The organism is Burkholderia sp. L-4 (assembly GCF_056856535.1).
Genome location: NZ_JBXEOX010000002.1, coordinates 1,310,498 through 1,324,589, shown reverse-complemented (window position 1 = coordinate 1,324,589; position 14,092 = coordinate 1,310,498). Strand labels below are relative to the sequence as shown.

The window sequence follows — 14,092 nt, the reverse complement described above, 5'->3', positions numbered from 1 at the left end:
CGAAATTGACGCGCCGAAATATGGCTGGCTAGAGTCCGCGACATCGGTACACCGGCCACGCGGTGTGCGAACCCGGAGCTTCCCATGTCGTTTCTCACGCTTACGGACCTGACGAAAACCTTCGGCGAACTCACCGCCGTCGCCGACGTCAACCTGTCGGTCGAACAAGGCGAGTTCGTGTCGCTGCTCGGCCCGTCCGGCTGCGGCAAGACCACCACGCTGCAGATGATCGCGGGCTTCGTCGACGTCACGCGCGGCCGCATCGCGCTCGACGGGCAGGACATCACGCACCTGAAGCCGAACCGGCGCGGGCTCGGCATCGTGTTCCAGAGTTATGCGCTGTTTCCGCACATGAGCGTCGCGGAGAACGTCGGCTTCGGCCTCGACATGCGCGGCGTCGACAAGGCCGAGCGCGCCGAACGCATCCGTGCGGCGCTCGCGCTCGTGCGTCTCGACACGCTCGCGCACCGCTTCCCGCGCGAGCTGTCGGGCGGCCAGCGGCAACGCGTCGCGATCGCGCGCGCGGTCGTGATCGAGCCGCCGGTGCTGCTGCTCGACGAACCGATGTCGAACCTCGACGCGAAGCTGCGCGAGGACATGCAGTTCGAGCTGCGCGCGATCCAGCGCAAGATCGGCACGACGACGATCATGGTCACGCACGATCAGTCGGAAGCGCTGTCGATCAGCGATCGCGTGGTCGTGATGGAAGCCGGCCGCATCACGCAGACCGATACGCCGTACCGCGCGTACGAGCGCCCGGAAAACCGCTTCGTGTCGCAGTTCATCGGCAAGGCGAACCTGCTGCCCGGCACGATCGTCGCGCACGACGGCGACGCCATGCGCATCGACCTCGGGCACGACCTCGCCGAGACGGGCCGCACCGCGCACCTGCCGCCGCGCGAGCGCGACATGCGCGTCGGCGATGCGGTGTCGGTCTGCATCCGTCCCGAGAAGCTGCGGCTGTGCGCGCCCGATGCGGGCCGCTTCGCCGCGACCGTCACGAGCCGCTTCTTCCTCGGCAGCCAGTGGCTGTACCGCGTCGACAGCGCGCTCGGCGAAGTGCTCGTGTGCTGCCAGAACGAAGGCGCGGAGCCGCTTTCGGAAGGCGCGCCGGTCGGGATCGACTGGCACAGCGACGCGGTGCGCGTGATGCGCCGGGAGGCCTGAATGGGACAGCCTGTCCGCCCGCTCCCGACCGACGGCGCACCGGCCGCGCTCGCGGCCGCGGTTTCCGCCGACGCCGTACCGGCACGCGCCGCCGCCGCGCACGCGATGCGCGCGACCTGGCGCGCACATGCGCCGCTGTGGCTGATGTGCGCGCCCGCGTTCGTGCTGTTCGCCGCGCTCGTGCTCGTGCCGCTCGCGATGACGTTCGTACTGACCTTCTACCGCTTCGACCCGGCCACCGGCCCGATCGCCGCGTTCCAGTTCGGCAACTACGCGGACGTGCTCGGCTCGTCGTACTTCCACACGATCTTCGCGCGCACGCTCGGCATCGCCGCGCTGACGACCGCGATCTGCGTCGCGATCGGCACGCCGGAAGCATACGTGCTGTCGAAAATGCGCGACCCGTGGCGCTCGCTGTTCCTGCTCGCGATCCTCGCGCCGCTGCTGGTGTCGGTGGTCGTGCGCGCGTTCGGCTGGAGCATGCTGCTGAACACGAGCGGGCTCGTGAACCAGGCGCTCGGGCTCGCCGGCCTCGGGCCGTACAAGCTCGAATACACGACCTTCGCGATCGTGATCGCGCTGGTGCACGTGATGCTGCCGTTCATGGTGATTCCCGTATGGACCGCGCTGCAGCGGCTCGATCCGCAGACCGAGCACGCGGCGCTGTCGCTCGGCGCATCGCCGTTCACGACGCTGCGCCGCATCGTGCTGCCGCAACTGATGCCGGGCGTGCTGTCGGGCAGCCTGATGGTGTTCGGGCTGTCGGCGAGCGCGTTCGCGATCCCCGGCCTGCTCGGCGGACGCCGGCTGAAGGTCGCGGCCACGGCCGTCTACGACGAATTCCTCGGCTCGCTGAACTGGCCGCTCGGCGCGACGATCGCGGTGCTGCTGCTGGTGGCGAACCTCGTCGTGATGCTCACCTACTACCGCGTGCTCGAACGCCGCTACGCGCGCAGCCTCGGAGGCGCATCGCGATGAGAAAGAACGGCCCCGTTGCCCTCGCCTTCCACACGCTCGTGATCCTGTTCGTGCTCGCGCCGCTCGTGATCGTCGTGCTCGTCGCGTTCACGCCCGACGAAACGCTGACGCTGCCGACCCGCGGGCTGTCGCTGCGCTGGTTCCGCGCGATCCTCGACTATCCCGACTTCGTCACCGCGTTCCTCAACAGCGTGAAGCTCGCGTTTGCGTCGGCCACGCTGTCGCTCGCGATCGCGCTGCCGGCGGGCCTCGCCATCGGCCGCGCGGCGTTTCCCGGCCGCGCGTTCCTGAACGGGCTGCTGCTGTCGCCGCTCGTGATTCCCGGTCTCGTGCTCGGCATCGCGCTGCTGCGTTTCTTCGCGTTGATCGGCGCGACCGGCTCGTTCGCCTGGCTCGTGCTCGCGCACATGATCGTCATCACGCCGTTCGTGATGCGGCTCGTGCTCGCGTCCGTCGCGGGCCTCGACCGCAGCATCGAGCAGGCCGCGTGCTCGCTCGGCGCGGACCCGTGGACGACCTTCCGGCGCATCACGCTGCCGATGATCGTGCCCGGCATCACGGGCGGCTGGCTGCTCGCGTTCATCAACAGCTTCGACGAACTGACGATGTCGATCTTCGTCACGTCGCCGCAGACGGTCACGCTGCCCGTGCGCATGTACATGTACGCGACCGAATCGATCGACCCGATGATGGCGTCGGTGTCGGCGCTCGTCATCTTCATCACCGCCGGCGCGATGCTGCTGCTCGATCGCGTGTACGGCCTGAACCGCATCCTGATCGGCCAACACTGATGACGACTTCCGTTTCCCGTTCCACCGACGGCGCGGCCGACGGCGCACAGTTCGTGCGCATCGCCGAACGCGAGCGCGCCGCCGTCGCGTTCACGCTCGACGGCCGCCCCGCGCAGGCGCTCGCCGGCGATACCGTGCTCACCGCGATCCTCCTCGCACAGCGCCGCGTGCGCGTGAGCGAATTCAGCGGCCAGCCGCGCGCGGGCTTCTGCCTGATCGGCGCGTGCCAGGACTGCTGGGTGCGCACCGAAGCCGGCGCGCGCGTGCGCGCATGCTCGACGCCGATCGCCGACGGCATGCGGATTGTCACGGCCGCCGGGCCCGCGAGCGGAGACGCATCGTGAGCGCCGTGCTGCAACCGGTGATCGTCGGCGCCGGGCCGGCCGGCGTGCGCGCGGCCGAAGCGCTGGTCGACGCGGGGCTGCGCCCCGTCGTGATCGACGAAAACGCGCGCTGGGGCGGGCAGATCTACCGGCAACCGCCGGCCGGCGGCGCATTCACGCGCGGCAAGCGCGCGCTGTACGGTTTCGAGGCGACCAAGGCCGACGCCGTGCACCGGACGATGGCCGCGCTGCTGCCGCAGGTCGACTACCGGCCGAATACGCTCGCGTGGTCGTGCGGCGCGGGCCGCGTCGACACGCTGCAGGACGGCCGCGAAGTGACGGTGCCGTACTCGCACCTGATCGTCGCGAGCGGCGCGACCGACCGCCTGCTGCCCGTGCCGGGCTGGACGCTCGCGGGCGTGTATACGCTCGGCGGCGCACAGGTGGCGCTGAAGGCGCAGGGCTGCGCGATCGGCCGGCGCATCGTGTTCGCGGGCACGGGCCCGCTGCTTTACCTCGTCGCCTACCAGTATGCGAAGGCCGGCGCGCAGGTCGCGGCCGTCCTCGACACGAGCCCGCTGCGCCGCCAAGCCGCCGCCGCGCCCGCGCTGCTGCGCGTGCCGTCGACCTTCGCGAAGGGGCTCTATTACATCGGCTGGCTACGCGCGCGGGGCGTCGCGATCGAAACGGGCGTCACGCTCGAGCGCGTGCTCGGCGACCGGCATGTGACGGGACTGGCGTGGCGCGCCGCCGGTGACGGCGACGGCGTCCCGCCGCGCCGGCTCGACTGCGACGCGCTCGGCCTCGGCTTCGGCCTGCGGTCCGAAACGCAGCTCGCCGATCTCGCCGGCTGCCGGTTCGGGTTCGACCCGCTCAATCGTGCGTGGCTGCCCGAGCGCGACGCGGCCGGCCGCACGTCGGTGCGCGGCCTGTACGTCGCCGGCGACGGCGCGGGCATCGCGGGTGCCGACGCGGCCGAAGCATCGGGCCGGCGGGCGGCGCTCGCATTGCTCGACGACGCCGGCATCGCGTCGCCGTCGTTATCCGGCAAACCCGACGCGGCAACGCTCGAACGCACGCTCGCACGCATCGGCGCATTCCGCGCGGGCCTCGAAACGGCGTTCGCGCCGCCGGTCGAGCTGGCCGCGCACTGCCCCGACGACACGATCGTGTGCCGCTGCGAGGAGATCGACGCCGGCACGCTGCGGCGCTGCGTCCGCGACGGCGCGGCGACCGAGCTGAACCGGCTGAAGGCGCTGACGCGCGTCGGCATGGGCCGCTGCCAGGGCCGCATGTGCGGCGACGCCGCCGCGCTCGTGCTGGCCGCCGCAACCGCGCGCCCGCTCGCCGACGTCGGCCGGTTGCGTGCGCAACCGCCCGTGAAGCCGTTCCCGATCTCGGCCGCGCTCACGGGCGACGATGTCGCGGCGATTCCCGACGAGGCGCGCGATGAGTGAGCGCCCGCATTACGACGTCGCGATCGTCGGCGGCGGCCTCGTCGGCGCGTCGGCCGCCCTCGCGCTGACGCGCCGCGGCTTGCGCACCGGGCTGTTCGAACGGCGCGATTGCGGCGCGCAGGCGAGCGGCGTGAACTACGGCGGCGTGCGCTGCCAGGGCCGGCCGGCCGAACAACTGCCGCTCGCGCTGCGTGCGCGGCGCATCTGGGACCGCCTGCCCGAACTGATCGGCATCGACGGCGAATTCGTCGTGTCGGGCCATCTGCGGCTCGCGCGCAGCGACGCCGATCTCGACGCGCTCGACGCGTACGCCGCGCTCGCCGGCGAACACGGCTTGCCGCTGCAGGTGATGCGCGGCGACGCATTCCGCCGCCGCTACCCGTGGCTCGGCCGCGCGGCGCTCGGCGGCTCGCTGTGCGAAACCGACGGCCATGCGAACCCGCGCCTCGTGTCGCCCGCGTTCGCGCGCGCGGCCCGCGCGGCGGGCGCGGACGTGTTCGAGCACACGCCCGTCGACGACGTGCACCACGACGGCGCGCGCTTTCACTTTCAGGCCGGCGGCCGCGCATGCACCGCGACGTGGCTGATCAACTCGGCCGGCGCGTGGGCGAACACGATCGCCGAACGCTTCGGCGAAGCCGTGCCGATGGAGCCGATCTACCCGAACATGTGGGTGACCGAACCGCTGCCGCCGTTCATCACGCACAACCTCGGCGTATACGGCGGCGGCGTGTACGCGCGGCAGGTCGCGCGCGGCAACTGCGTGATCGGCGGCGGGCGCGGCCGCGGCGACGGCGAATTCGGCCAGCCGTCGGTCGATACGACGCGCGCCGTGATGCGCGACGCGTGCGCGCTGCTGCCCGCGCTGCGCGATGCGCTGCTGATCCGCACCTGGAGCGGCGTCGAAGGCTGCACGCCCGACCACAACCCGATCATCGGCGCGAGCCGCACGACGCCGCGCCTGCTGCATGCGTTCGGCTTTTCCGGCGGCGGCTTCCTGCTCGCGCCGGGCGTCGGCGACGTGCTCGCCGACCTCGTCACGACCGGCGAAACCGCCACGCCACTCGATGCATTCTCGATCGGCCGCTTCGCACCGCAAACCGCGCCGACCGCCCCTTTCCGTCAAGAGGAGACCCACAAATGAAACTGCTCGGAACAATCGCGGCGGCCGCCGCCCTCTGCCTCGCGGGCGCCGGCGCGCCCGCGTTCGCGCAAACGAAGACGATCTACGTCGGCATGAACGGCGGGCCGATGGAGAAGGCCTATACGAGCCAGGTGCTGCCCGACTTCGAGAAAGCGAACAACGTGAAGGTGGTCGTCGTGCCCGGCACGTCGTCGGACGTGCTCGCGAAGCTGCTCGCGAACCGCAACAAACCGCAGATCCACGTCGCGTTCCTCGACGACGGCGTGATGGCGCGCGCGGTCAGCCTCGGCGTGTGCCAGAAGCTCGACGATTCGCCGGTGCTGAAGGAGCTGTATCCGTTCGCGCGGATGAAGGACGACGTCGGCGCGGGCGTGCAGCTCGGGATGACCGGCATCGCGTACAACCGGAAACTGTTCACGGAGAAAGGCTGGGCGCCGCCGACGTCGTGGATGGACTTCGCCGACCCGAAATACAAGGGCAAGGTCGTGTTCCAGTCGGCGTCGAGCAGCACGTTCGGGCTGCACGGCTTCCTCGCGATCAACCGGCTGCTGGGCGGCAACGAGCAGAATGTCGAGCCCGGCTTCAGCAAGTGGGCGAGCACGGTCGGGCCGAACGTCGTCGAGTACATCCCGAACTCGGCGAAGATCTCCGAGATGGTGCAGACCGGCGAAGCCGGCTTGTTCCCGCTCACGCCGACCGGCGTCGGCGACCTGCAGGACAAGGGCATTCCCGTCGCGTACGCGAACCCGAAGGAAGGCCCCGTGCTGCTGCTCGTCGACCTGTGCGTGGTCGCGAACAACCCCGATCCGCAGCTCGCGCAGAAGCTCGCGCAGTTCCTGCTGTCCGCGCCCGCGCAGACGAAGGCGGCCGAGGCCGGCAAGCAGATCCCGACCAACCGCCTCGCGAAGATGCCTGCCGCGATGCAGCAGAGCCTCGGCAACGTCGACGATCTCGTGCGCAAGGTGACGGTGGTCGACTGGGCCGCGATCAACGCGCGCCGCGCGCAGTGGGATACGCGCTGGAACCGGCAGATCGAGCGGTAACCGGCCGCGGCGCGCGGCGGCACGGGACCGCGCGCCGCGACCATCATTTGCGGGAGTGATGACACTCCCCTTTTTCTGCGGATTTGACCGGGACGCGGCGGGCCGACAACACTAGCCCGCAGTGCTGCACGAGACGGCACGCGCCCGCCCCCTTCAGAGTCCGCCATGTACCCGACCGACACCGTGCAATCCCCGAGCGCCGCCCGGCCGCTCGCCGACCGGCAGCTGCGCCGGATCGTCATCGCCTCCGTCGCCGGCAACGCGATGGAGTGGTACGACTTCTTCGTGTACGGCACGGCCGCCGCGCTCGTGTTCGGCCATGTGTTCTTTCCGCCCGGCGCATCGCCGCTCGCGGGCAGCCTCGCCGCGTTCGCGGCGTTCGCGCTCGGCTTCGTCGCGCGCCCGCTCGGCGGGATCGTGTTCGGCCACGTCGGCGATCGTTACGGGCGCAAGGCGTCGCTCGTGTGGACGCTGCTGATCATGGGCGCGTCGACCTTCGCGATCGGCCTGCTGCCGACCTATGCGCAGATCGGGTTGTGGGCGCCGGCCGCGCTCGTCGTGCTGCGCCTGCTGCAGGGCATCGCGTCCGGCGGCGAATGGGGCGGCGGTGTACTGATGATCAGCGAGAACGCGCCGCCGGAGCAGCGCGGCTACTACGCGGCGTGGAGCCAGCTCGGCGTGGGCGGCGGCTTCGTCCTGTCGTCGGCCGCGTTCCTGGCCGCGCAGACGCTGCCGGACGACCTGTTCCGCACCTGGGGCTGGCGGCTGCCGTTCCTCGCGAGCATCGTCATCTTCGCGATCGGCATCTATATCCGCCGCCACCTGCCGGAAAGCCGCGACTTCGAGCAGGCCGGCCAGCGCGGCGCGCGCACGCACCTGCCGATCGTCGAGTGCATCCGCCGCCATCCAAAGGAAATCCTGCTCGCGATGGGGCTGCGCGTGGCCGAGAACGGCGGTGCGTACATCTTTCTCGCGTTCTCGCTCGTCTACGGCAAGTACCTCGGCATCCCGAACGGCGTGATGCTGACCGGCGTGATGATCGCGATGATCGTCGAGATGGGCGCGATGCTCGCGTGGGGCCGGCTGTCCGACCGGATCGGCCGCAAGCCCGTGTACCTGATCGGCGCGCTGAGCCTCGTCGCATGCGCGTTTCCGTTCTTCTGGCTGCTCGATACGCGCGCGACGCCGCTCGTCTGGCTCGCGCTGACGGTCGGCACGGCCGTGAGCCACGGCGCGATGATCGGTACGCTGCCCGCGCTCGTCGGCGAGCTGTTCAGCACCGAGGTACGCTACTCGGGCGTCGCGCTCGGGCATGAGGTCGCGTCGATCTTCGCGGGCGGGATGTCGCCGCTGATCGCCACCGCGCTGCTCGCGCGCTATCACGCGTCGTGGCCCGTGTCGCTGTTCCTCGTCGCGCTCGGCCTCGTGACCGTCGCGACCCTGTGCGTGATGCGCGAGACGCGCACCCCGCACGCCGACGGCTCACGCGGCGACGCCGCATGATCGCGCGACGGTCAGCGCCCGGCGTCGCGCCGCGCGCCGTCGAACGCCGGCGCGAGCCCCAGGTGCTCGAGCAGCCGCGCGAATTCGCCGAGCCGCTGCCGCATGTACGCGGGGACGTCGACGTCCGCATAATCGTGGAAACCCGCGCCGGTACGCACGCCGTCGCGCCCGGCTTCCATGTTGCGCACGACGCTCGCGGCCGGGGCGAAGCGCGGGCCGATCTCGCCGGCCAGATACCGCGACGCGTAGTACAGGATGTCGCAGCCGCCCCAGTCGATGAATTCGAGCAGCCCGAGCACCGCGAAGCGTGGCCCGAAGCCGGTGCGGATCGCCGTGTCGATATCCTCCGCGCTGGCGACGCCCTCCTCGACCATCCGCGCGGCCTCGTTCATCGCGAGCGCCTGGATGCGCGGCACGATATAGCCGGGCGCCGGCCCGCAGATCACCGGCTTCTTGCCGACGCGTCCGAGCAGCGCGGCAAGCATGTCGACGACGGACGGGTCCGTCGCGTCGCTGCGGCTGATCTCGACGAGCGGCATCAGCAGCGCGGGATTGAGCCAGTGCGCGTTCAGCATCCGCGCGGGATGCGTGACATGGCGTTGCAGTTCCGTGACGACGAACGTCGACGTGGTCGACGCGATCGTTGCCCGCGCATCGACGTGCTCGCCGAGCCAGCGCAGCGCGTCGGCTTTCGCGTCCAGCACCTCGGGCAGCGCCTCGAACACGACATCGGCGTCACGCACCGCGTCCGCCGCGCCGTCGTGCGAGACGAGCGCGATGCGCGCGACGACCGCTTCGGCCTGCGCGGCATCGATGCCGCCGAGCGCGACCTGCGCGTGCAGCGGCCTGGCGATCCCGTCGCGCGTGCGCTCGCCGAACGCGCGCCAGCCGGCCGCATCGCGCCGCTTGAAGTCGATCAGCGTCACGTCGAGGCCCGCGTATGCGAACACGAGCGCGATCCCCTGCCCCATGCGCCCCGCGCCGAGCACGTGGATGCGCGTCACATCGGCGGCCGCCTTCATGCCGCGTACCCGTTGTCGAGCAGCGCGCGCAGCGCGTCGTTCGACAGCGCGGCCAGCCCGAGCCGCTCCAGCGTGCGGCCTTCCGCGTACAGGTCGCGCTCCGCGACCGCGCTCGCGATGCTCAGCAGCCCCTGCGCGACCGGCGTCGGCACGCCGGCCCGGCGCCCGCACGACACGACGAACGACAGCCCGAGCCGGGTGTCCTCGAGCATGTAGCGATGCGTGCGCAGATCGATCTTCTCGCGCCAGTCGCCGCTCTCGGTCAGCTTGCCGTGCGCGCCGCGCCCGTACATCCACTCGTCGCCTTCGGCCGCGTAGTGATCCGCGAGCGGGAAATGCGGCGCGCGGTAACCGAGCGCTTCGCGCACCGCGATGCGCTCGGCGTCGAGCGCGTTCGTCACGCGGCGGATCGACGGCTGCGTGCCCTCGTTGTGGATGTCCCACGCGTCGAAGTGCTCGAGCGGCCCGGCGTTCATCAGGATCAGCGGCGGATGGATCACCGGGCCTGCGTTCATCAGCGCGCCGGACAACGCATCCTCGACCGGCTCGACCGACGGATAGCCCGCGCGCAGCACGTCGAACGCCCAGCCGGCCGCGCTCGCCGGCAACACGCCGGTCGGCAGGCGCGTCGCATAGGCGCTGATCACCACCTCGTTGTCGCCATGCTTGCGCACGAGATACGGCAGCGTGCCCGTTTCGGCGAACGCGACGCGCGAACGGTTGCCGGCATCGGCCGCCGCGCGCGCGAACACGAAGCTGCCGAACGTGCCCGGCGGCAGGAACACGACCTGACCGTCCGCCAGCAGCGGCGCGACCTGCGCGGCGAGTGCATCGTGCGACGTGGACGGCAGCGGCACCACGACGAGCCGCGCGCCGCGCAGTGCGGCCGCGAGATCGTCGGTCAGGCGGATCGCGCCGGGCGCATCGCCGAGCGTCACCGCGCGCTTGCCGCGATAGTCGGTCACGTTCAGCACGCCAAGCTCGCGCAGCCGCGCGTGAGGCTCCCGGTCGCGCCGCCACCACGTCACGTCGTGGCCCTTCTCGAGCAGGTCGATGGCCGCCGCATGGCAGCCGTGGCCGCCGCCCAGAACACATACCTTCATTGCCGTCTCCCGGTGATTGAGTGTTTCCGAGACTACGCGGCGGCCCGCGCCGCGTCGCTTCAAAACGCGCAACGACACGCCCGTTCGCGCAACGCAATCGCGGCGCCGCGCATCCCGCCGCGCCCCGGCATCCGCCACGAGGTCTACGAATGGACATCGCCCTTTCCCGCCATGCGCCGAACCGGCTGGGCACGCTGCAGGCGCCCGACGACGTCGAACGCGCGGTCGCGCACCGGCTCGGGCCGCACCGGATGGCCGCGTGCGGCCGCGATCCGTTTCATGCGGAGCTGTACGAAGTGCCGCTGCACCACGGCGCGCTGCTTGAACTCTGCTACGGCCGCGAAACGCACATCGAGTTCGGCGACGACGCCGATCATTTCCTGTTCAGGCTGACGCTCGCCGGCGCGTGCGAGCTGCGGGCCGGCAATGTCGTTGCGCGCGCGGGCCCCGGCGAGCTGACGGTGTCGTCGCCCGCGCGCGCGAGCCGCCTGCGCACGAGCCCCGATTGCCGCAATCTCGTGCTGCGCCTCGAGCGCGGCGCGCTCGAACGCAAGCTGCAGGACATGCTGCAGACGACACTCACGCGGCCGCTGCAGTTCGCGCTCGCGAGCGGCGACACGGGCGCCGCGCTCGTCTTGCCCACCTTCGAATACCTGTGCCGGCTGGGCGCCCAGCCGGGCATCGGCACCGCGTCGCCCATATTCGGCGCGGACCTCACCGCGTGGCTGATGTCGCTGCTGCTCACGCACCTGCCGCATGCGTACAGCGACGCGCTCGCGCACCGTACGCCGCCGCTGCCGGCATACGTGCGCCGCGCGTGCGACCACGTCGATGCGCATCTCGGCGAGCCGCTCGCGCTCGCCGCGCTGGCGGCCGTCGCGGGCGTCGCCCCGCGCACGCTGCAGCACGCGTTCCGCGCGTTCCTGGACACCACCCCCGCCGCGTACGTGCGCGAACGCCGGCTCACGGCCGTACACGCGGCGCTGCAACGCGGCGACGCGCGCAGCGTGACCGACGTGCTGATCGCGCACGGCGTCCACGGTTTCGGCCATTTCGCGAAGGCCTATGCGCGGCGTTACGGCCATGCGCCTTCCGTTACCGCGAGGCAGACACGATGATGCACGCCGCAACCGGCCGCCCGCCGATGCCGGCCCGCCCCGAACCTTCATCGCACGACGCCGACTCGCCCGACGGCTTGCGCGTGCAGGATCTCGATCTCAACCTGTTGAAGACGTTTCGCGCGGTCTACGAGGAGCGGCACGTGGGCCGCGCGGCGCTACGGCTCGGCGTCACGCAGCCGTCGGTCAGCCATGCGCTCGGCCGGCTGCGGCTGATGTTCCGCGACGCGCTGTTCGTGCGCACCGGCACCGGCGTCGAACCGACGCCGCGCGCGCAGCGGCTCGCGATCTCGGTCGACAAGGCGCTCGCGATCCTGCAGGACGTGCTCGACGAAGGGTCGCGTTTCACGCCCGACAGCACGCAGCGCGTGTTCCGCCTGCATATGAGCGATTTCGCGGCGAGCGCGTTCCTGCCGACGCTGCTCGCCGCGTTCGACCGCCGCGCGCCGGGCGCGGTGATCGAGACGCTGCACGTCGACGAATGCCAGCTCAACGTCGCGCTCGAATCGGGGCGCATCGACTTCGCGCTCGGGCATTTCGCCGACGCCTCGAGCCACTTCCAGCGCACCGCGCTGCTGCACGAGCGCTGCGTGCTGCTGATGCCGCGCCGCACCGCGCGGCGCGCCGGGCTGCCCGACGATTTCGTGCTCGACGGCGCCGCGCCCGAGGCGCTGCGCTTCGTCGCGGTCACGTCGCATCCGCAGTCGATGCAACTGCTCGAACGGCACGCGCTGATGCCGCGCGTGCGCGCCGCGTTGCCCGATTTCATGGTGGTGCCCGCGCTGCTGCAGCACGGCGATTACGCACTGATCCTGCCGGAGACGATCGCGATCACGTTCGCCGCGCGGCAGCCGTGCGTGCTGTACGAGATCGCGGGTGCCGGCGAATGGGCCGTCAACGCGTACTGGCACCGGCGCTTCGACGCGGACCCCGGCCATCGCTGGCTGCGCGCGCTGCTGCTCGAGCTGTTCAACATCGGCGAGCAGGCGCCGTTCGACGCATGGCTCGCGCCGCAGCCGCCTGCCTGCGCGTAGCGGCCCGAGCGGGCGCGGCGCGGGCGAGACGCTCAGAACGCCGTGAGGATGCCCGCGACGATCGAGCTGGCGGTGGCGCCCGGCCTGGCGACCGCGACGCCGCCACCCGCCGCGCCGTTGACGACGAAGCGCGCATGCGCGCCGTTGCGCACCATCGCGGCGCCCGTGTACAGCACCGTGCGCTTCGACAGCGGATAGTCGAACCGGATGCCGTACGAATCGGCATTGCCGTCGCTGTCCGCGACCCTCCGGTAATGGCCGACGCTCAACAGCAGCGACGCGCGCCCGATCGGCACCGTCGCGCTCAGCTCCATGATGTCGCTGTGCGGATACGCGCTCTGGCTGTCGATCGCGGCCGCGACGTCGGGGCCGCCGCGATGGCGCAGGTACAGCGCGGCGACCTTCACGACATTGAAGTCGTACGAAATCGCGCCGAGCGTGTAGTTGCCGTTCGCGGCCGGGCTGGTGTCGCCGAGCGCGGAGGCCGCCACGGGGCTGAACTTCTGCTGCATGTAGTCGACGTCGACCGACAGGCCGCCGCGCACGTAGTTGATGCCCGCGCCATACGTGTCGCCGAGCGTCGCCGGCTGCCCGGCCGCGCCGTTGGTGCCGCGCGCGGCCATTGCGCGCAGCATGAAGCCCGCGTAGCGCGGCGACGTGTAGCGCATCGCGTTGCGCACGCGCAGGAACGCGGGGCCGACGAAATTGTTGGTCGCGTTGCCCCACGCGAGCCCCGCGCCGAGGCCCGGCAGGCTGTACGTGACGAGCGTCGTATGCAGGATCGTGTAAAGCTCGCCGAACTGCACACCGCCGAACGGCCCCGTGATGCCGACCCACGCTTCGCGGCCGAACAGCGCGCTGCCGTTCGACAGCGCGCCGCTGCCCGCGTTGAAACCGTCCTCGAGCTTGAAGATCGTCGCGTAGCCGCCGCCGAGATCCTCGACGCCCTTCAGCCCCCACTGCGACGCCCACAAGTTGCCGCTGCCCATGCGCGCCACATGGTTCGGCCCGGCATTCGCGTATTCGACCGCGGTATCGATGCGGCCGTAGAGCGTCACGCTCGATTGCGCGGCGGCCGGCAGCGCGGCGCAGGCGAGCAGCGCGGCAAGCGGTACGGCAAGCCGGTCGGCCCGCCCGTTCGGTTGGTTCATCTTCGTCGTCCCGTGGAAGTGCCGGCGTCGGTCGGCGCCGCGCCGCGTGGTGTGATGCGCGTTCGCCGCCAACGGCCAACGCTGCCGATCAAAAACGGGCCGAGTCTAGAAACGACAATTTCGGATGTCGACGCAATGCGCGCCATAACGCTTATAGATGCGCCGCATGATGCGCGCGCGCCCCGCCGCACGCGTGCCGCGCGGCGGCCCGTGAGCACGGCCTCGGTGTTTTCTTTATCCGGGTCGGTAAATGTCCGT

At 71.2% G+C, this 14,092-nt stretch carries 13 protein-coding genes; 10 read left to right on the top strand and 3 right to left on the bottom strand.

What is annotated here, in order from left to right; translation table 11 throughout:
* Positions 1-84: 84 nt before the first annotated feature.
* The 8 genes from AC1VVG_RS22845 (at position 85) to AC1VVG_RS22810 (ending at position 8,406) form a co-directional block, all read left to right on the top strand.
* On the top strand, positions 85-1,167 hold the full coding sequence (locus AC1VVG_RS22845) for an ABC transporter ATP-binding protein (RefSeq protein ID WP_034188294.1): 1,083 nt from the start codon (positions 85-87) through the stop codon (positions 1,165-1,167).
* A complete protein-coding gene (locus AC1VVG_RS22840) occupies positions 1,168-2,145 on the top strand; it encodes an ABC transporter permease (protein WP_482836346.1) in 978 nt (325 codons plus the stop codon). It abuts the gene before it with no gap.
* The gene (locus AC1VVG_RS22835; protein ID WP_034188296.1) at positions 2,142-2,936 is read left to right on the top strand and encodes an ABC transporter permease; all 795 of its coding nucleotides are present in this window, start codon (positions 2,142-2,144) and stop codon (positions 2,934-2,936) included. Before AC1VVG_RS22840 ends, AC1VVG_RS22835 begins: the two co-directional genes overlap by 4 nt.
* Positions 2,936-3,280, top strand: a complete 345-nt coding sequence (locus AC1VVG_RS22830) for a (2Fe-2S)-binding protein (protein WP_482836345.1) — start codon at positions 2,936-2,938, stop codon at positions 3,278-3,280. The genes AC1VVG_RS22835 and AC1VVG_RS22830 overlap by 1 nt, the downstream gene beginning before the upstream one ends.
* A complete protein-coding gene (locus tag AC1VVG_RS22825) occupies positions 3,277-4,716 on the top strand; it encodes an FAD/NAD(P)-dependent oxidoreductase (RefSeq protein WP_124608051.1) in 1,440 nt (479 codons plus the stop codon). Before AC1VVG_RS22830 ends, AC1VVG_RS22825 begins: the two co-directional genes overlap by 4 nt.
* Entirely contained in the window at positions 4,709-5,860 is a 1,152-nt protein-coding gene (locus AC1VVG_RS22820; RefSeq protein WP_124608052.1) for an NAD(P)/FAD-dependent oxidoreductase, read from the top strand. Before AC1VVG_RS22825 ends, AC1VVG_RS22820 begins: the two co-directional genes overlap by 8 nt.
* Positions 5,857-6,903, top strand: a complete 1,047-nt coding sequence (locus AC1VVG_RS22815; protein WP_059559595.1) for an ABC transporter substrate-binding protein — start codon at positions 5,857-5,859, stop codon at positions 6,901-6,903. The genes AC1VVG_RS22820 and AC1VVG_RS22815 overlap by 4 nt, the downstream gene beginning before the upstream one ends.
* A gap of 165 nt (positions 6,904-7,068) precedes the next feature.
* Positions 7,069-8,406 carry an MFS transporter gene (locus AC1VVG_RS22810; RefSeq protein WP_175028472.1) on the top strand — a complete coding sequence of 446 codons (1,338 nt, stop codon included), beginning with the start codon at positions 7,069-7,071 and terminating at the stop codon, positions 8,404-8,406.
* An 11-nt stretch (positions 8,407-8,417) separates the two neighbouring features.
* Here the strand turns inward: AC1VVG_RS22810 and AC1VVG_RS22805 are convergent, their stop codons facing one another.
* Entirely contained in the window at positions 8,418-9,428 is a 1,011-nt protein-coding gene (locus AC1VVG_RS22805) for a 3-hydroxybutyryl-CoA dehydrogenase (protein WP_482836343.1), read from the bottom strand.
* Positions 9,425-10,531, bottom strand: coding sequence for an NAD/NADP octopine/nopaline dehydrogenase family protein (locus AC1VVG_RS22800; protein ID WP_124670858.1), 1,107 nt, complete (start codon positions 10,529-10,531; stop codon positions 9,425-9,427). Before AC1VVG_RS22800 ends, AC1VVG_RS22805 begins: the two co-directional genes overlap by 4 nt.
* 149 nt (positions 10,532-10,680) lie before the next feature.
* Between AC1VVG_RS22800 and AC1VVG_RS22795 the strand changes: the two genes are divergently transcribed.
* Together AC1VVG_RS22795 and AC1VVG_RS22790 are read left to right on the top strand one after the other, a co-directional pair.
* Positions 10,681-11,649 carry an AraC family transcriptional regulator gene (locus tag AC1VVG_RS22795; RefSeq protein ID WP_124670857.1) on the top strand — a complete coding sequence of 323 codons (969 nt, stop codon included), beginning with the start codon at positions 10,681-10,683 and terminating at the stop codon, positions 11,647-11,649.
* Positions 11,646-12,683: a LysR family transcriptional regulator gene (locus AC1VVG_RS22790; protein ID WP_482836340.1), complete on the top strand. Its 1,038-nt coding sequence runs from the start codon at positions 11,646-11,648 to the stop codon at positions 12,681-12,683. Before AC1VVG_RS22795 ends, AC1VVG_RS22790 begins: the two co-directional genes overlap by 4 nt.
* 32 nt (positions 12,684-12,715) lie before the next feature.
* Here AC1VVG_RS22790 and AC1VVG_RS22785 read toward each other — a convergent pair whose 3' ends face one another.
* Positions 12,716-13,834, bottom strand: coding sequence for a porin (locus AC1VVG_RS22785; protein WP_059560065.1), 1,119 nt, complete (start codon positions 13,832-13,834; stop codon positions 12,716-12,718).
* Positions 13,835-14,092: the final 258 nt, after the last annotated feature.